This is a genomic window from Pseudomonas sp. TH07, from assembly GCF_016651285.1.
Classification (GTDB): domain Bacteria; phylum Pseudomonadota; class Gammaproteobacteria; order Pseudomonadales; family Pseudomonadaceae; genus Aquipseudomonas.
The window spans coordinates 7,059,841-7,076,427 of sequence record NZ_JAEKED010000001.1; the positions used below are offsets into that span (position 1 = coordinate 7,059,841).

Genomic DNA, 16,587 nt, shown 5'->3' on the forward strand with positions numbered 1-16,587 from the left:
TGAAGGGCGAACCGGATCGCCAGTTAAAGCCCACAGAGTTCACGCAGGTAGGCGGTGTCCAGGTGTTGCTCCACCAGGTCGGCCAGGCGCTCGATATCGCGCTCGCGCAGGGCGTGGTAATCGACTTCCTGCACGTCTGCCAGGCCCGCCCAGCGCAACAGCGCCGTACAAGCCGCCGGGGCCTCGAACAGGCCGTGCAGGTAGCTGCCGAGAATCTGCCCATCGGCGCTGCAGGCGCCATCGCTGCGGCCGTCGTCCAGCAGCACCGCCGCCCGCTCCAGGGCCGGCCCGGTGGTGACTCCGGCATGGATTTCATAGCCACTGACGGCGGCGTTCTCCAGGGTCAGGCGACCACGCACATTGCGCAGTTGCTTGTGCGCCTCAAGCTCGGTAGCGAACGCCAGCAAACCCAGGCCCGGGCTTGAACCCGGCGGTCCTTCGAGCCCCAGCGGGTCATGGACCTGCTCGCCGAGCATCTGCAAGCCACCACAAATGCCCAGCAGCTTACCGCCGTAACGCAGGTGCCGGGCGATGGCCTCCTCCCAACCATTGGCCCGCAGGTACGCCAGGTCGCTGCGCACGCTTTTCGAGCCGGGGAGGATGATCAGGTCGGCCGACGGAATCGCCTGGCCCGGCCCGACGAACTGCAGATCGACCTGGGGGTGCAGGCGCAGGGGATCGAAATCGGTGTGATTGCTGATCCGCGGCAACACCGGCACCACCACCTTCAATACGTGTTCGACCTTGACGGCCTGGCGCTGGTCGATGCCGTCCTCGGCCTCCAGGTGCAGGTCCATCACATACGGCAGGACCCCGACCACCGGTTTGCCGGTGCGCGCCTCGAGCCAGTCCAGACCTGGTTGCAGCAAGGCGATATCGCCGCGAAAACGATTGATGATGAAACCCTTGACCCGTGCCTGCTCAGTGGCCGACAGCAGCTCCAGAGTGCCCACCAGATGGGCGAAGACCCCGCCGCGGTTGATGTCGGCAATCAACAGCACCGGACAGTCCACCGCTTCGGCAAACCCCATATTGGCGATGTCGCCGGCCCGCAGATTGATCTCCGCCGGCGACCCGGCGCCCTCCACCATCACCACCGGATAAGCCGCGCTCAGCCGTTGGTGGGACGCCAGCACCGCCTGCATGGCGATGGCCTTGTAGTCGTGATAGGCCACCGCATTCATGCTGGTGACGGCGCGCCCATGAATGATGACCTGGGCCCCTGTATCGCTGTTGGGCTTGAGCAGCACCGGGTTCATGTCAGTGTGCGGTTCGAGGTTGGCAGCCTGGGCCTGGACCGCCTGGGCCCGACCGATTTCGCCGCCATCGGCGGTGACCGCGCTGTTGAGCGCCATGTTCTGCGGCTTGAACGGCACCACGCTGACACCCTGGCGGATCAGCCAGCGGCACAGCGCGGTGACCAGGGTACTTTTACCGGCATCCGAAGTGGTGCCTTGCACCATCAGGGTGGTCATGGGGTGTCCTTGGAATAGGCCTGCAGCGCTTGCTCCAGGCGCGACCAGTCGGCTTCATCGGCCGGCAGGCCAAAACGCAGGCTGCTGTTGTGCATGAACAGCCGCAGGAGGATGCCGCGCCGCGCCATGAACTCGTAGAGGTTCTCGGCATCGGCCACGATCAACCATTGAAACAGCGCGCAGCCGCCCTGCGGCTTGAGGCCGTGGTGCTCAAGAATGGCCGCCAGGCGCAGGCTGGCCGCGTCGCAACGCAAACGCTGGCGCGCATGCCCCGGGGCATCCTGCAGGCAGGCCTGGCCCACCACCCGGGTCGGGCCACTCACTGCCCACGGGCCCACCTGCTCGGCCAGCAGTTTGAGCAGCTTGCGTTCAGCCAGGACAAAACCCAGGCGCACACCGGCCAGGCCGAAGAACTTGCCAAACGAACGCAGCACAATCAGCCCCACCTGATGCGCGTGGGACGCCAGGCTCAGTTGCGGGGTGGTGTCCATGAAGGCTTCATCCACCACCAGCCAGCCACCGCGCTGGGCCAGGCGCCCATGCCAGTCGAGCAGGCGCTCCGGAGTCAGGCTCAGGCCGGTGGGGTTGTTCGGGTTGACCACCACCAGCACATCGAGGCTGTCGAGGAAGAAGTCGACCTCCTGCTCCAGCACCTCGCGCACGATATAGCCACTGCGGCGCCAGGCCTCGGCGTGTTCGGCGTAACAGGGCGACAACACCCCGACCTTGCCGGCGCGGCGCAAACGCGGGAGCAACTGGATCGCCGCCTGCGACCCGGCGACCGGCAATACCTCGCTGGCGCCGTAGTAGTCACACGCCGCGCGCTCCAGGCCGTCATCGGTTTCCGGCAGGCGTGCCCAGGCGCGCTCGGGGATCTCCGGAATCGGAAATGGCCAGGGGGCCAGGCCACTGGACAGGTCCAGCCAGGCGTTCTCCGCGATGCCGTATTGCGCCGCGGCCTTGCGCAGCCGTCCGCCGTGCTCAAGCATAAAACTCAGCCCCCACACACAGGATCAATAGCCATAACCACACCCCGCGCTGCACCAATTGCCAGCCGCGATCGATGGACGCGGCATCCGCCGGCACGCCCTCACCCAACGGCGGGCGCTGGTGCAGTTCACCGTGATAGATCGCCGCGCCGCCCAGTTCCACCCCCAGGGCTCCGGCGCCCGCCGCCATGACCGGGCCGGCATTCGGGCTGTCCCAGGTCGGGCCCTGGCGCCGCCAGCACTTGAGCGCCAGGCGGGTCTTGCCTAGCAGCGCGTAGGTCAGAGCCACCAGCCGCGCCGGAATGTAATTGAGCACATCGTCGATTTTTGCCGCCGCCCAACCGAAGCGTTCGAAGCGTTCATTACGATAGCCCCACATCGCGTCCAGGGTGTTGCTCAGGCGATAGAGCACCACCCCCGGCGCGCCTGCCACGGCAAACCAGAACAACGCCGCGAACACCGCATCGCTGCCGTTCTCCAGCACCGATTCGGTGGCGGCGCGAGCGACGGCGGTGGCGTCCAGTTCGCTGGTCTCACGACTGACCAGGTAGCCGACCCGCTGCCGCGCCTGCTCCAGGTTATCGCTGCGCAGCGCCTGAGCCACCGGCTCGACATGCTCACCCAGGCTGCGCAAGCCAAGGGCGCAATACAACGCCAGAATCTCCACCAGCCAGCCGATATAAGGCAGCCATGAGAGCGCCGTGGCCAATAGGGTCAGCGGCAGCACCGCCAGTACCCAGGCCGTCACCCCATGGCTGCGCCAGCCGCGTCCGGCAGAATTGAAACGTTGCTCGATGCGATCGGCAAAACGGCCGAACGCCACCAGCGGATGCCAGCGCTTGGGCTCGCCCAGCAGCGCATCCAGCGCAACCCCGGCGACACTCAGCAACGCCACACTCATTGACTCACTCCCCAGAAATTTTCATACAGCAATGCACTCAGCGGACGCGGTTGCGCCCAGCCTTCCAGCGCCAGCATCGGTGCCGTGTAAAACTCGGTGACCGGCCCCAGACACAGCACCGCCAGCGGTTTGGCCCCTGGCGGCAATCCCAGCAAGTCAGCCAGGGCCTGGGGTTCGAACAGCGACACCCAGCCCATGCCCAGGCCCTCGGCCCGCGCCGCCAGCCATAGGTTCTGGATCGCGCAGGACAGCGAGGCCATGTCCATTTCCGGCAGCGTACGGCGGCCGAAGATGTGCCGTTCACGCCCATCCATCAAGGCCGCCACCAGCACCTCGGCACAATCGTTGATGCCCTCGACCTTGAGTTTCATGAACTCATCGGAGCGCTCGCCCAGGGCCTCGGCCGTGCGCACCCGCTCTTCTTCCACCAACTGCTGGATCTTGCCGCGCAGCTCAGGGTTGCTGATGCGGATAAAACGCCACGGCTGCATCAAGCCGACACTGGGCGCCTGGTGCGCGGCCTCGAGCAGGCGCTGCAACAGCACCGGCTCGACGCTGCCACCGGCGAAGTGGCGCATATCACGCCGCTCGGCAATGGCCCGATAGACCGCGGCCCGTTCGGCAGCCGAAAAAGCATTGTCGGTCATGAAGGTTCAGCTACCGCTGGCGCCGGCTTGCCGACAGTCGCCAGCGACGGCTCCGGGGCGAACAGCGCCGCCACCGCCACCGGGTTGGACGGGAAATAGAAGTGCACATACGAGGCGGTCATCCGCCCATCGCGATACACCGCTTCGGCGCCGCGCCCGCCATTGGGGCTCACGCCACGGGCAATCGGCGTCAGTTCGGTACTGGTCAGCGAATGGTGGTAGGTGTGGCCGCGCAAGGTTCCTTCCGGCAACTGCACATCTTGCAGGGCCAGGGCCGCCAGGCGCTTTTGCATCACCGCATCACCGGGCAGCAGCCCCAGCAGACGGGCACTGCGCCCCTCGACATCGGTCAGGGAATCCAGCAGGTAGAGCATGCCGCCACATTCGGCGAGCAAGGGTTTGCCGGCGCCGTGGTGGGCGCGGATCGCTGCGAGCATCGCACTGTTTTCGGCCAGGGCCTGGTGATGCAGTTCCGGGTAGCCACCGGGCAGGTACAGGCTGTCGGCAGGTGGCAGCTCGCGGTCGTGAATCGGCGAAAAGAACGACAACTCGGCGCCCATGGCCCGCAGCAGGTCCAGGCTCGCGCCATAGGTGAAGGCAAAGGCCTCGTCCCGGGCCACGGCGATGCGCACTCCGGCCAGCAACGGCTCGGCGCTCACTACCTCGGGGGCGGCGAAGGTGACCGCTGGCGGCAGCGCCACTTCGCAACTGCCGGCCAGGGCCTGCGCCGCCGCGTCCAGGCGCAGGTCGAGGTCGTTGAGTTCGCTGGCCTGCACCAGCCCCAGGTGGCGGCTCGGCAGTTCGATGCCGGTCTCCCGAGACAAGGCGCCATACCAGCGCAAGCCTTCGGTCAGGCTGCCTTCGAGCAACTGGGCGTGGCGCAGGGTGCCGACCCGATTGGCCAGCACGCCGGCGAATGGCAAGTCCGGCTGGTAGCGTGCCAGCCCCAGAGCCAGGGCGCCGAAGGTCTGGGCCATGGCCGTGCCGTCGATCACCGCCAGCACCGGCACGCCAAAATGCCGCGCCAGGTCGGCGCTGGACGGCGTGCCGTCGAACAGGCCCATGACCCCTTCGATCAGAATCAGATCCGCCTCGGCGGCGGCCTCCCACAACAGGCGCCGGCTCTCTTGCTCGCCGACCATCCACATATCCAGCTGATACACCGGCGCGCCGCTGGCACGTTCGAGGATCATCGGGTCGAGAAAGTCCGGGCCGCACTTGAACACCCTGACCTTGCGCCCCTGGTTGCGGTGCAAGCGGGCCAGGGCGGCGGTCACGGTGGTCTTGCCCTGGCCGGAAGCCGGGGCGGCGATCAATACCGCCGGGCAATGACGAGCATCACTCATGCTCGGGCACTCACAGTTCCACCCCTTTCTGCGCCTTGATCCCGGCCTGGAACGCATGTTTGACCACGCCCATTTCGGTGACGGTGTCCGCCAGCTCGATCATTTCCGGCTTGGCGCCGCGACCGGTGACCACCACGTGCTGCATGGGTGGACGGGCCTGCAGGTCGCCGAGCACCTGGTCCAGGTCGAGGTAACCGTGCTTGAGGGCGATATTCAGCTCATCGAGCACCACCAGGCCGATGGCCGGGTCGCGCAGTAACTGACGGGACACTTCCCAGGCAGCCTCGGCGGCGGCGATATCGCGCTGGCGATCCTGGGTCTCCCAGGTGAAGCCCTCGCCCATCACATGAAAACGCACCTGTTCGGGGAAGCGCCGGAAAAATAATTCTTCCCCAGTGCTGTTGCGGCCCTTGATGAATTGCACCACGCCGCATTGCATGCCGTGGCCCATGGAGCGAGCGAGCATGCCAAAGGCCGAGCTGCTCTTGCCTTTGCCATTGCCGGTCAACACCAGCAGCAGCCCGCACTCGTTCGGCGAGTTGGCGATGCGTTCATCGATCACGGCTTTTTTGCGCAACATGCGCGCCAGATGGCGCTCGTCACGATCGGGGGATTGGGTCATGGGGCAGCTCTCCGTTGGGGCTGGATAACGGGGGGCAGGAATAGAAATAGACGGCGTAAGCCTGGCATCGCCCACCGTGATGCCGTTGGATGGATCAGGCCGGTCTCCGGGCTTGTGAGCAGCACTAATGCCGAACCGCGCGCCTTCCCATGTCGGTTCGACACAGTGGCACCAAGCGCGGTCTTGACTCACTTACCGTTGCGGGGGCAGCGCCGGAATCGTCGCCCGTTCCTGTTCGGAACACGCACTCACCGGCTTCCCTGTTTCACCCTGTCGACCCATGGCCACAGAGCACCTGAAACAAGTCGCGAAGGTTAGAGGGTTGGGGGTGGAGCGTCAATTAAAGCCGGCCCTGCGTGAGCGCGAAGAACTGCACCAGATCAATAAAATGACGCCAATCTTGTGCCACACTGCAAGCAGTGATATCAAATAGCCACAATTCGGCTACCCAAATCTATCTGACAAAAACAAGGGTGAGTTCAATGCAAGGCATGATCATCAGCAATCCGAAACTGGAGTTTCTGCGCCCGATGCTGGAGCGCTGGTTTGATTGCATTGACCGCTACAACGAGGTACGCGGCGACAACGAATGCCCGTACTGGTTTGATGAGCAGGCCAACCTCGGCCTGCTGTCGGCCGCCGCCTGGATGGCAGAAATGGTCACCTTGCAGCACAGCCCGAGCAAAAAGCAGCTCGAAGAAGGCAATCGCAATGGCCGCGCCGACCTTTACGTGGCCACAAGGGAGGAACGCGCCTTCCTCCAGGTCAGCCAGCGCTGGCCACGGGTCAACAACCTGCAACTGACCCAGGCCCTGCAGGACGTCAGCAGTGATGCCAAAAGCATCGCCTACCCCAATGAGCTGCGGCTGGGCTGTCTGTTTATCGCCCCGCTCAAGGCCCAGCACAGCGCCACACCGGAAGAACTCCAGGACATGCTCGACGACTTGCAGAAGGAACACACCTGCGCCGTTGCCTGGTACTTCCCCTACGCCTACCGCAAGTTGCACAACGACAGCGGCAACTACCACCCCGGGGTCGCCGTGCTGTTCAAAGAGGCCCGCTGATCAGGTTGAACCATCGGCTGGCTATGCTCCTCTATGAATACAACGACTCCAGTGCATTCACAGGGACATCGGCATGCTCATCAAGCCCCAATTCGCTCTTCTGATCGCCGTCGCCGCGGGCCTTGCCGGCTGCGGCGAAACCTCCACCCTGCAAGTGTCGGACGGCACCGGCCCGTCACCGCAATTGCCGGAACCAAATAAAACCCTGATCCCTACGGTGAATATCGCGCCGGCCATCGGCTGGCCCGAGGGTGCTACGCCCATCGCCGCGCCAGGCACCCAGGTCGCGGCCTTTGCCGAAAAGCTCGATCATCCACGCTGGCTCTATGTGCTGCCCAATGGCGACGTGCTGGTGGCCGAGACCAACGCCCCGCCCAAGCCTGATGACAGTAAAGGCATCCGTGGCTGGGTCATGGAGAAGGTCATGGGTCGAGCCGGTGCCGGCGTGCCGAGCGCCAACCGCATCACCTTGCTGCGCGATCAGGACCACGACGGGGTGGCGGAAACCCGCACCGTATTCCTCGAGAACCTGAACTCGCCGTTCGGCATGACCCTGGTCGGCAACGATCTATATGTGGCCGATACCGATCAGTTGCTGCGCTTCCCCTATAAAGACGGTGAAACCTCCATCAGCGCGCCGGCGACCAAAGTCGTCGACCTGCCGGGCGGCACCCTCAACCACCACTGGACCAAGAACGTGATTGCCAGCAAGGACGGCAGCAAGCTTTACGTCACGGTCGGCTCCAACAGCAACGTCGGCGAAAACGGCCTGGACCAGGAGCAGGGACGGGCAGCGATATGGGAGGTGGATCGCGCTACGGGCAACCACCGGATCTTCGCCTCGGGCCTGCGCAACCCCAACGGCCTGGCCTGGGAACCACACAGCGGAAAACTCTGGACCGCGGTCAACGAGCGCGATGAAATCGGCAGCGACCTGGTGCCGGACTACATCACCTCTGTCAAGGACGGCGCCTTCTACGGCTGGCCATTCAGCTACTACGGGCAGCACGTGGACGTGCGGGTCTCGCCACAGAATCTCGACCTGGTCGCCAAAGCCATCGCGCCGGATTATGCAGTCGGGCCGCACACCGCCTCGCTGGGCCTGACCTTTGCCGAAGGCAGCAAGTTGCCGGCCTTCACCCAGGGCGCGTTTATCGGCCAGCACGGCTCATGGAACCGCAAGCCCCACAGTGGCTACAAAGTGATTTTCGTCCCGTTCAGCGACGGCAGGCCTCAGGGACAACCGGTGGATGTGCTCACGGGCTTTCTCAGCGACGACGAAAAAGCCATGGGCCGCCCGGTCGGCGTGGTGATCGATCAGCAGGGCAGCCTGCTGGTGGCCGACGATGTCGGCAACAAGATCTGGCGCGTATCACCAGCCAAGGCGCAATAACCTCAGCGCTTGCGGCACAAGGTGAGACCATCCCCCAGGGGTAACAGCGACAGATCGACACGCGGGTCATCCTTCAAGGCGCGATTGAGCGCCTGGATGGCCCGGGTGTCGGCGCTGTCTGCCTCGACCTGCAGCACCCTGCCGCTCCACAAGGTGTTATCAAATACCGCCAGCCCGCCCACTCGCAGCAAGCTCAGCGCACTTTCCAGGTAAGCCGGATAATTGGCCTTGTCGGCATCGATAAAGATCAGATCAAAACTGCCCTGATGCCCCGCCCCTTGGAGTTGCGCGAGGGTTTCCAGGGCCGGCGCCAGCCGCAGCTCGATGCGTCCCGCCAAGCCGGCTTCCTGCCAGTAGCGGATCGCGGTGGCGTTGTAATCACCCGGGATATCGCAACAGATCAGTGACCCATCATCCGGCAGCGCCGCCGCCATGCATAACGCGCTATAGCCGGTGAAGGTGCCAACCTCCAGCAAACGCCGTGCGCCCATGAGGCGCACCAGTAACGCCAGGAACTGACCCTGCTCTGGCGCCACCTGCCAGCGCGCCATGGGCAGGGCTTGGGTTTCTTCGCGCAAACGGCGCAGCAGGGGCGTCTCGCGCAAGGAGACGTCCAGCAGATAGTGGTAGAGGGCGTCGTCGAGATTGAGGCTACGGGCAGTCATCAACACCTCGACGCAGGCGGGAAACTAAGGGTTGTGAGCCAACTGCCCGGGTTGCAGGACGCGCTTGGCGCTGAGGTAGGCCTTTTGCCAATAGGCCTTGGACAGGCTGTCCAGCTTGACCGTACCGCCGGTGGCCGGGGCATGGACGAAACGCCCCTCACCGACATAGATCCCGGCATGACTGACCTGGGAACCGCCATTGGTGGCGAAAAAGATCAGGTCACCGGTTTGCAGCGAATCCTTGCTGATATCCGGGGCGCGCATGCCGATCATCTCGCGGGTCGAGCGCGGCAGGGAAATGCCCGCGGCGTCGCGATAGACGTAGCCGATCAGGCCACTGCAATCGAAACCGGCATCCGGGGTATTGCCACCCCAGCGATACGGCGTACCCACCAGGCCCAAGGCACGAAACAGCACATCTTCGGCAGCAGGGGAAAAGGTCTGAGTGGTATTGAAGACAGGGGCGCGTACTACCGGCGCAGGCGGTGGAGTACGGCTGGCGCAGGCGCTGAGCAGCGCTGCGAGAACAATGAGGGTGAGGCGGGCCGACGTCGACATAAGCAGAACAACCCTGATCCGGATGCGGCTTTCTCTGCCGTGAGGCTGAAAACAAAACCGCGTAAGCAAGGCTTACGCGGTTAGTCATCAACAATAGATCAGGATTCTAGCGGCTACGCGCCAAACTTCAAGTAAGACTTTAAGTTCGCCTTACAAAAAGTACGCTTACTTGCGAGCAGTGACCGTGGTCGGCGCCATGGCGAGTGCACGCTTGGCTTCGATAAAGGTTTTGCTCCAGTAGCGATCGCCCAGGCTATCGACTCGAACACCACCGCTGCGGCGGCTGCTGGAGTGGATGAACTGGTCATCGCCCAGGTAGATCCCGGCATGGCTGACACGGCCACGACCATTGGTGCTGAAGAACAGCAGATCACCAGGCTTGAGGTTGTTGCGAGCGACCAGAGGGGCATTCACGTTGATCATTTCGCGGGTGGAGCGGGGCAGGTTCATGCCGGCCTCTTCACGAAACAGATAACCGATAAAACCGCTGCAATCGAAACCGGCTTCAGAGGTGCCGCCGAAACGGTAACGGGTACCGATCAGGGACATGCCGCGTTCAAGGATGCTATCGGCCAGAACAGGCAGCTGATAAGGCTTGCTATCAGCGAACTCGGCCAGTTCTTTTTCGGTGGCCAGCTCTTCCTGGTAAACAACGGAAGACTGAGCCTTAACAGAGTGTTGAACCTGCTGCACTTGTTGCTGCTGGGTCACTGGAGAGTGAGCGGCGCAACCAAACAACAGGGTGACGAGTGCGAGAGGCACGAGGGGTGCGAAGCGATTTAGCATGGGCACGACCGTGGCTGAAGTTGTAAAGAAGCCGAGACTATGCCCTCTATCGTCCTCATTTGCAAATTCAATCGATCCAAATGTGACTTATGGGTTTCTCCTTTACATCTAAGGCCTTAAGCCCAATTTAAAAGCTGCGCGCGCCCTGAAGCGTTTCAGGAAGCGATTTTTTTGGCGCCTGGAATATGCCAAAACCCGCTGCAGGCCGCAGTTTTACCAGCCCAGGGTTTCTTTGAGGAAGGGGATTGTGAGCTTGCGCTGGGCCTGCAAAGAGGCCTGATCGAGACGTTCAAGCAGCTCGAACAACGCGCTCATGCTGCGGGTGCCGCGGGTCAAAATAAAATGCCCGACTTCGTCGGTCAGGTGCAGTCCGCGACGGGAAGCTCGCAACTGCAAGGCACGCAATTTGTCCTCATCGGACAAGGGCCGCATCTGAAAAATCAGCGCCAGTGTCAGGCGCGACTTCAAGTCCGCCAGCTTGACCGGCAATTCCCGAGGCGAGGTCGAGGCCGCGATCAGCAACCGCCGGCCACTGTCACGCAAGCGATTGAACAGGTGGAACAGCGCCTCTTCCCAATCCGCCTTGCCTGCGACCGCCTGCAGGTCATCCAGGCACACCAGTTCGTATTGCTCAAGGTTGTCGAGGATTTCGATACCGCGATCGAGCAGCTCCGCCAATGGCAGGTAGACCGCCGGCTCACCCATTTGCTCGAAACGCAGGCAGGCCGCCTGCAGCAGATGGGTACGCCCTACCCCATCCTTGCCCCACAGGTAGATCAGACTTTCGGTCCAGCCGGCGTCGGCTTCGCAAAGCCGCTCGACATAGCCGAGTGCAGCGGCATTGGCGCCTGGGTAGTAATTGATGAAGGTGGCGTCATCACGCAGACGCACACCTAGGGGCAGCTGAATCGGTTTCATGCTGACTGAACAGTTCGAAATGAACCGTTAGTGGCCTCTGTGTAAAGTTTGCAAAGTTTATACCCGTGACGCCGGCCGCACAATGCAGCAGACCACAAGCAAAATCAAAGGTTTGCGTTAATCGGAGGGAATCAGGGGCGCGGCTTTGGCGGCAAATGTGACAGCCAGAACAAGCGCCAGGGCGACCCCGATCCTGCCGGGGCCGCTCTGGCGCTGTCCCATGAGCGGCTACAAATCCGGGTCTTCGACACCACTGTAGATGTCAGAGTCCTTGTACAAGTCGTGCATATGGCGCACCAGCACCATGATCACCGCCGCCACCGGCAAGGCCAGCAGCACCCCGGTAAAGCCGAACAGTTCGCCGCCCGCCAGGATCGCGAAGATTACTGCCACCGGATGCAGGCCAATGCGATCACCCACCAGCAGCGGCGTCAGGACCATGCCCTCAAGCGCCTGGCCGACCATAAACACCGCGACGATGCCGATCATGGGATACAGGTCGCCGCCGAACTGGAACAACCCGGCAATCAACGCCGCACCAATACCGATGACGAACCCCATATAAGGCACGATGGCCGCCAGGCCGGCGATCAGGCCGATCAACAGCCCCAGCTCCAGCCCTACCAGCATCAGGCCGGCAGCGTAGATCACCCCCAGCGCCAGCATCACCAACAACTGTCCGCGGACAAACGCCCCCAACACCTCATGGCACTCGCCGGCCAGGGCCACCACGCGCTCTTCGCGATCGCGGGGCAGCAGGCTGCGGATCTTGGCCATCATCAGGTCCCAGTCACGCAACAGATAGAAGCTGACAACCGGGATCAGCACCAGGTTGGCCAGCCAGCCGATCAGCGCCAGGCTCGACGCAGTCGCCTGGCTCAGTACCACGCTGACAATGTCGGTGGTCTGCCCCATATGCTCGCTGATCGCGGCCTTGACCTTGTCGAACTTCCAGAAGCCATCGGCCAGCCCGAGCTTGGACTGCACCCACGGCATGGCCGTGTGCTGCAACCAATCGAGCATCTGCGGCGCCAGCTCGTACAGGCGAAACAGTTGCTTGGCCAGCATCGGCACCAGGATCAGCAACAGCGCCATGACGATCAGCGTAAACAGCGCGAACACCGCCACCACGCCCCAGGTGCGCGAGAGGCCATGTTTTTCCAGGCGATCCACCAGCGGGTCGAACAGATACGCCAGTAGCAGGGCCACCAGGAACGGCGTCAGGATCGGATGCAACAGGTACACAAACGCACACAATAGGGCCAACCCGCCCAACCAGACCCAACGACGCGAATCGGCCATGAACCACTCCATCTTCTATATAAGGAAAGAACTGCTTACCAACGAAAGCGCAATTGCGGAGTCGGTGCCGCCACAGCGCCTTCGACCGCCGGCTGAGCCGGGGCCGGGGCCTCGCCAGGCGCTACCTCCGCCAGCTTGGCCAGGGACAACTGCGCCCGCACCTGCTCCGGGCTGCCATTGACCCGGTAGACCACGCGATCACCCTCGACGCTCTGCAACTGCGCACCAAAAGGCTCCAACAAATGCTCCAGCGCCGCGTAGCGTTCCAGGTTCATGCCCTGCACTTCGAGCAACTGTTCGCTGGCCGTTCCCGGCTTGCTGACAAAACGCGGCGCCAGGCGCTGGCTGACCGCCAGCAACACGGCATCGGCCAGCGCCGCGGTATCGGCCCCCTGGACGCTGCCCTGCTCTTTTTGATCCCCCAGCCACAGGCGCCATTTGGCCTGCCACTGACCGCCCTCTTCCCGGGCATGCACGGCCAGCAAGGCATCGGCCCCATAACGTTCGGATGCCGCGCGTAACGGCGCCGGGTCCGCCCCCTCCAGGTTAGGAGCAGTGGCCACCAGTTGCTCTTCCAGGTCGCCCAGCGGCAGACGCAGTGGCAAACCGCGATGCTGCGCCGCGCGCCGCAGCGGCAAGGCGCTGGCCTGGCCATCCCCCACCAGGCTCGAGCCCTCGACCGAGTCGCTCAACCACCAGCCAAGGATGGAGGGGCGATTAGTGCCCCACAACGACAAACCCGCCTGGCGCAGCGCGCGATCAGTACTCACCGGGTCGAAATCGACCTGCAGGCTCTCCGGCGGCCCGGCGTCATAACCGTATTGACTGATGATCTGCTGCGGGTCCTTGCGCACCGCCGCCAGCCCGGGGCCCTGGGCCGCCTTGGCGTCGCCGGTCAAGCGCAATACCAGGGTCTCCAGCGCACGCTGGGTGGCCTGCTCACGCTCTTCCGGAGTTTGGCTGCTGACCGGTTCGCGAACTTGATAAAGGCCATTGAGGGTTTCGGCATGACTCGCCAGGCTGACCAACGACAAACAGCCCACAAAAAGAAATTTACACAGACGCATGGAAGATTCCCGACGACAAAAAACGGTTGAAACAGAACCTGTGAAGCAGATCGCGCAAGGCTGTGACCACTGACTGCGGCAAAACATTCACAGGTCCCGGGTAAGTTTTCGTACTGCCATAACGATAGCCGCTTAGAGGCTATACCTTATACAGCCATGTACACGGCCACCAACATGCGCCGTAATGGTTTTTTTAACGCGATATACCCCTGCCCGTCGGCCCGAGGATGGCCGCTGCCTCTCAAGCCTGATAAAATCGCGCGCCTTCGCAGACCGGCTATAGCTGGGCACCCTGAAATACTCCGACGGCAAACCCGCTCGCAGTGTCTTGGCGGTCTCACTGGACTCGGTCGATACCCCTGAATCCCCCCTAAAGGCCTGGATCATGAGCAAGCAACCCTCCCTGAGCTACAAGGACGCCGGTGTAGACATCGACGCCGGTGAAGCATTGGTCGAACGCATCAAGAGCGTCGCCAAGCGCACTGCGCGCCCGGAAGTCATGGGCGGCCTGGGCGGTTTCGGCGCCCTCTGCGAAATCCCGGCCGGCTACAAACAGCCCGTGCTGGTCTCCGGCACCGACGGCGTGGGCACCAAATTGCGCCTGGCGCTGAACCTGAACAAGCACGACAGCATCGGCATCGACCTGGTAGCCATGTGCGTCAACGACCTGGTGGTCTGTGGCGCCGAACCGCTGTTCTTCCTCGACTACTACGCCACCGGCAAGCTCAACGTTGAAACCGCCACCCAAGTGGTCACCGGTATCGGCGCTGGCTGCGAACTGTCCGGCTGCTCCCTGGTCGGCGGCGAAACCGCTGAAATGCCTGGCATGTACGAAGGCGAAGACTACGACCTGGCCGGCTTCTGCGTCGGCGTCGTGGAAAAATCCGAAATCATCGACGGCTCGAAAGTCGCTGCCGGCGACGCCCTGCTGGCCCTGCCATCGTCCGGCCCGCACTCCAACGGCTACTCGCTGATCCGCAAGATCATCGAAGTGTCGGGTGCCGACATCGAAAACATCCAGCTCGACGGCAAACCGCTGACCGACCTGCTGATGGCTCCGACCCGCATCTACGTCAAACCGCTGCTCAAGCTGATCAAGGACACCGGCGCAGTCAAGGCCATGGCCCACATCACTGGCGGCGGCCTGCTGGACAACATTCCGCGCGTCCTGCCAAAAGGCGCCCAGGCGATTGTCGACGTGGCCAGCTGGCAGCGTCCTGCGGTATTCGACTGGCTGCAAGAGAAAGGCAACGTCAATGAAACCGAAATGCACCGCGTGCTGAACTGCGGCGTGGGCATGGTCATCTGCGTGGCTCAAGAGCACGTTGAAACCGCGCTGAACGTACTGCGTGAAGCCGGCGAGCAGCCTTGGGTCATCGGCCAGATCGCCACCGCCCCTGAAGGCGCGGCTCAGGTTGAACTGAAGAACCTTAAGGCGCACTGATGCCTGCAACCTGTGATGTCGTGGTGCTGCTCTCCGGCACCGGCAGTAACTTGCAGGCCCTGATCGACAGCACGCGCACCGGCGACAGCCCGGTGCGCATCGCTGCGGTGATCTCCAACCGCGCCGACGCCTACGGCCTGCAACGCGCCAAGGACGCGGGGATCGCGACCCGCGCCCTGGATCACAAGGCCTTCGAAGGCCGCGAAGCCTTCGATGCCGCGCTGATCGAACTGATCGACGCCTTCCACCCCAAACTGGTGGTACTGGCCGGCTTCATGCGCATTCTCAGCGCGGACTTCGTGCGCCACTACCAGGGCCGCCTGCTCAATATCCATCCCTCGCTGCTACCCAAATACAAAGGGTTACATACTCACCAGCGCGCGCTGGAGGCCGCAGACACTGAGCACGGCTGCAGCGTGCACTTTGTCACCGAGGAACTCGATGGCGGACCTCTGGTCGTACAGGCAGTGATCCCGGTAGAGTTGGACGACTCGCCGCACAGCCTGGCGCAGCGAGTACATGCCCAGGAACACCAGATCTACCCGCTGGCCGTGCGCTGGTTTGCCGAAGGTCGGCTGACGCTCGGCGAACAGGGTGCTTTACTGGATGGTCAGCTACTTGCCGCCAGCGGCTATTTGATTCGAACCTAGGAGATTTTATGCGTCGTGCCCTGCTCTTCGCTTGCGCTCTGCTCGCCCTGCCCGTTGTGCAGGCGGCTGACCTTCAACCTTTCTCCGCCAGCTACACCGCCGACTGGAAACAGCTTCCAATGAGCGGTACCGCTGAACGCAGCCTTGAAAAAACCAGCAATGGCGCCTGGAAGCTGAGCTTCAAGGCCTCCATGATGATTGCCAGCCTCACCGAAGAAAGCACCCTGACTCTGGACAAGGACACCTTGCTGCCTCAGTCCTACCACTTCGAACGTGGCGGCCTGGGCAAAGCCAAAAAAGCTGACCTGGACTTCGACTGGACCGCCAAGATGGTCACCGGCACCGACCGTGGCGATCCGGTGAAGCTGTCGCTCAATCGCGGCATGGTCGACAAGTCCACCTATCAACTGGCCCTGCAGCACGATGTAGCCGCCGGCAAGAAGAGCATGAGCTACCAGGTCGTCGACGGTGGCGAAGTCGACACCTATGACTTCCGTGTCCTGGGTGCCGAGAAGGTCGATACCAAGGCCGGCCAGATCGAAGCGATCAAGGTCGAGCGCGTGCGTGATCCGACGCAAAGCAAGCGCACCACGGTGATGTGGTTCGCCAAGGACTGGGACTACCTGCTGGTCCGCTTGCAACAGGTTGAAACCGACGGCAAGGAGTACAACATCATGCTCCTCAACGGCACCGTCAACGGCAAGGCTGTCAAAGGCAGCTGATCCGGCTTCACCCGATAAAAAGCCTCGCTCATGCGGGG

Annotated in this window: 17 protein-coding genes and 1 riboswitch; of the genes, 5 read left to right on the forward strand and 12 right to left on the reverse strand. The window is 63.0% G+C overall.

What is annotated here, in order from left to right:
• Positions 1-23 precede the first annotated feature (23 nt).
• Genes JFU57_RS32135 through cobO form a run of 6 tightly spaced genes read right to left on the reverse strand, consistent with a single transcriptional unit; the run spans position 24 to position 5,980 of the window.
• Positions 24-1,475: a cobyric acid synthase gene (locus tag JFU57_RS32135; RefSeq protein ID WP_201131975.1), complete on the reverse strand. Its 1,452-nt coding sequence runs from the start codon at positions 1,473-1,475 to the stop codon at positions 24-26.
• Positions 1,472-2,464 (reverse strand): threonine-phosphate decarboxylase CobD, encoded by a 993-nt coding sequence (gene cobD, locus JFU57_RS32140; RefSeq protein WP_078470797.1) that lies wholly within the window; start codon positions 2,462-2,464, stop codon positions 1,472-1,474. The genes JFU57_RS32135 and cobD overlap by 4 nt, the downstream gene beginning before the upstream one ends.
• A complete protein-coding gene (cbiB, locus tag JFU57_RS32145; RefSeq protein ID WP_078470798.1) occupies positions 2,457-3,365 on the reverse strand; it encodes an adenosylcobinamide-phosphate synthase CbiB in 909 nt (302 codons plus the stop codon). Before cbiB ends, cobD begins: the two co-directional genes overlap by 8 nt.
• Entirely contained in the window at positions 3,362-4,012 is a 651-nt protein-coding gene (gene bluB, locus JFU57_RS32150; RefSeq protein ID WP_201131976.1) for a 5,6-dimethylbenzimidazole synthase, read from the reverse strand. The genes cbiB and bluB overlap by 4 nt, the downstream gene beginning before the upstream one ends.
• On the reverse strand, positions 4,009-5,358 hold the full coding sequence (locus tag JFU57_RS32155) for a cobyrinate a,c-diamide synthase (protein ID WP_201131977.1): 1,350 nt from the start codon (positions 5,356-5,358) through the stop codon (positions 4,009-4,011). The genes bluB and JFU57_RS32155 overlap by 4 nt, the downstream gene beginning before the upstream one ends.
• 10 nt (positions 5,359-5,368) lie before the next feature.
• Positions 5,369-5,980 (reverse strand): cob(I)yrinic acid a,c-diamide adenosyltransferase, encoded by a 612-nt coding sequence (gene cobO, locus JFU57_RS32160; protein WP_201131978.1) that lies wholly within the window; start codon positions 5,978-5,980, stop codon positions 5,369-5,371.
• An 80-nt stretch (positions 5,981-6,060) separates the two neighbouring features.
• Positions 6,061-6,294, reverse strand: a riboswitch (cobalamin riboswitch).
• A 168-nt stretch (positions 6,295-6,462) separates the two neighbouring features.
• On the opposite strand from cobO, the gene JFU57_RS32165 reads away from it, so the two are divergent.
• Together JFU57_RS32165 and JFU57_RS32170 are read left to right on the forward strand one after the other, a co-directional pair.
• Positions 6,463-7,044, forward strand: coding sequence for a hypothetical protein (locus JFU57_RS32165; protein WP_201131979.1), 582 nt, complete (start codon positions 6,463-6,465; stop codon positions 7,042-7,044).
• Between the two features lie 73 nt (positions 7,045-7,117).
• Entirely contained in the window at positions 7,118-8,437 is a 1,320-nt protein-coding gene (locus JFU57_RS32170) for a PQQ-dependent sugar dehydrogenase (RefSeq protein WP_201131980.1), read from the forward strand.
• Positions 8,438-8,439: 2 nt separating this feature from the next.
• Here JFU57_RS32170 and JFU57_RS32175 read toward each other — a convergent pair whose 3' ends face one another.
• The 6 genes from JFU57_RS32175 to JFU57_RS32200 form a co-directional block, all read right to left on the reverse strand.
• The gene (locus JFU57_RS32175) at positions 8,440-9,102 is read right to left on the reverse strand and encodes a class I SAM-dependent methyltransferase (protein ID WP_201131981.1); all 663 of its coding nucleotides are present in this window, start codon (positions 9,100-9,102) and stop codon (positions 8,440-8,442) included.
• Positions 9,103-9,126: 24 nt separating this feature from the next.
• The gene (locus tag JFU57_RS32180; RefSeq protein ID WP_020295608.1) at positions 9,127-9,660 is read right to left on the reverse strand and encodes a C40 family peptidase; all 534 of its coding nucleotides are present in this window, start codon (positions 9,658-9,660) and stop codon (positions 9,127-9,129) included.
• 165 nt (positions 9,661-9,825) lie between these two features.
• Positions 9,826-10,446: a C40 family peptidase gene (locus tag JFU57_RS32185; protein ID WP_043228701.1), complete on the reverse strand. Its 621-nt coding sequence runs from the start codon at positions 10,444-10,446 to the stop codon at positions 9,826-9,828.
• Between the two features lie 213 nt (positions 10,447-10,659).
• On the reverse strand, positions 10,660-11,364 hold the full coding sequence (gene hda / locus JFU57_RS32190) for a DnaA regulatory inactivator Hda (protein WP_078470804.1): 705 nt from the start codon (positions 11,362-11,364) through the stop codon (positions 10,660-10,662).
• A 228-nt stretch (positions 11,365-11,592) separates the two neighbouring features.
• Positions 11,593-12,666, reverse strand: coding sequence for an AI-2E family transporter (locus JFU57_RS32195; protein WP_078470805.1), 1,074 nt, complete (start codon positions 12,664-12,666; stop codon positions 11,593-11,595).
• 35 nt (positions 12,667-12,701) lie between these two features.
• Positions 12,702-13,733, reverse strand: a complete 1,032-nt coding sequence (locus JFU57_RS32200; RefSeq protein WP_178102942.1) for a DUF2066 domain-containing protein — start codon at positions 13,731-13,733, stop codon at positions 12,702-12,704.
• A gap of 385 nt (positions 13,734-14,118) precedes the next feature.
• On the opposite strand from JFU57_RS32200, the gene purM reads away from it, so the two are divergent.
• Genes purM through JFU57_RS32215 form a run of 3 tightly spaced genes read left to right on the forward strand, consistent with a single transcriptional unit; the run spans position 14,119 to position 16,549 of the window.
• Complete coding sequence (purM, locus tag JFU57_RS32205; protein WP_020295613.1) at positions 14,119-15,177, forward strand: phosphoribosylformylglycinamidine cyclo-ligase; 1,059 nt, start codon at positions 14,119-14,121, stop codon at positions 15,175-15,177.
• Complete coding sequence (gene purN / locus JFU57_RS32210) at positions 15,177-15,827, forward strand: phosphoribosylglycinamide formyltransferase (RefSeq protein ID WP_020295614.1); 651 nt, start codon at positions 15,177-15,179, stop codon at positions 15,825-15,827. Before purM ends, purN begins: the two co-directional genes overlap by 1 nt.
• Before the next feature lie 8 nt (positions 15,828-15,835).
• A complete protein-coding gene (locus JFU57_RS32215; RefSeq protein ID WP_020295615.1) occupies positions 15,836-16,549 on the forward strand; it encodes a DUF3108 domain-containing protein in 714 nt (237 codons plus the stop codon).
• Positions 16,550-16,587: the final 38 nt, after the last annotated feature.

What these genes read in the sequence shown, in the direction of transcription:
- JFU57_RS32195 (WP_078470805.1), bottom strand. Translation starts at nt 12,666, where the DNA reads ATGGCCGATTCGCGTCGTTGGGTCTGGTTGGGCGGGTTGGCCCTATTG.
- JFU57_RS32200 (WP_178102942.1), bottom strand. Translation starts at nt 13,733, where the DNA reads ATGCGTCTGTGTAAATTTCTTTTTGTGGGCTGTTTGTCGTTGGTCAGC.
- bluB (WP_201131976.1), bottom strand. Translation starts at nt 4,012, where the DNA reads ATGACCGACAATGCTTTTTCGGCTGCCGAACGGGCCGCGGTCTATCGG.
- JFU57_RS32135 (WP_201131975.1), bottom strand. Translation starts at nt 1,475, where the DNA reads ATGACCACCCTGATGGTGCAAGGCACCACTTCGGATGCCGGTAAAAGT.
- JFU57_RS32170 (WP_201131980.1), top strand. Translation starts at nt 7,118, where the DNA reads ATGCTCATCAAGCCCCAATTCGCTCTTCTGATCGCCGTCGCCGCGGGC.
- purN (WP_020295614.1), top strand. Translation starts at nt 15,177, where the DNA reads ATGCCTGCAACCTGTGATGTCGTGGTGCTGCTCTCCGGCACCGGCAGT.
- JFU57_RS32165 (WP_201131979.1), top strand. Translation starts at nt 6,463, where the DNA reads ATGCAAGGCATGATCATCAGCAATCCGAAACTGGAGTTTCTGCGCCCG.
- cbiB (WP_078470798.1), bottom strand. Translation starts at nt 3,365, where the DNA reads ATGAGTGTGGCGTTGCTGAGTGTCGCCGGGGTTGCGCTGGATGCGCTG.
- hda (WP_078470804.1), bottom strand. Translation starts at nt 11,364, where the DNA reads ATGAAACCGATTCAGCTGCCCCTAGGTGTGCGTCTGCGTGATGACGCC.
- JFU57_RS32175 (WP_201131981.1), bottom strand. Translation starts at nt 9,102, where the DNA reads ATGACTGCCCGTAGCCTCAATCTCGACGACGCCCTCTACCACTATCTG.
- JFU57_RS32215 (WP_020295615.1), top strand. Translation starts at nt 15,836, where the DNA reads ATGCGTCGTGCCCTGCTCTTCGCTTGCGCTCTGCTCGCCCTGCCCGTT.
- JFU57_RS32185 (WP_043228701.1), bottom strand. Translation starts at nt 10,446, where the DNA reads ATGCTAAATCGCTTCGCACCCCTCGTGCCTCTCGCACTCGTCACCCTG.
- JFU57_RS32155 (WP_201131977.1), bottom strand. Translation starts at nt 5,358, where the DNA reads ATGAGTGATGCTCGTCATTGCCCGGCGGTATTGATCGCCGCCCCGGCT.
- cobO (WP_201131978.1), bottom strand. Translation starts at nt 5,980, where the DNA reads ATGACCCAATCCCCCGATCGTGACGAGCGCCATCTGGCGCGCATGTTG.
- purM (WP_020295613.1), top strand. Translation starts at nt 14,119, where the DNA reads ATGAGCAAGCAACCCTCCCTGAGCTACAAGGACGCCGGTGTAGACATC.
- cobD (WP_078470797.1), bottom strand. Translation starts at nt 2,464, where the DNA reads ATGCTTGAGCACGGCGGACGGCTGCGCAAGGCCGCGGCGCAATACGGC.
- JFU57_RS32180 (WP_020295608.1), bottom strand. Translation starts at nt 9,660, where the DNA reads ATGTCGACGTCGGCCCGCCTCACCCTCATTGTTCTCGCAGCGCTGCTC.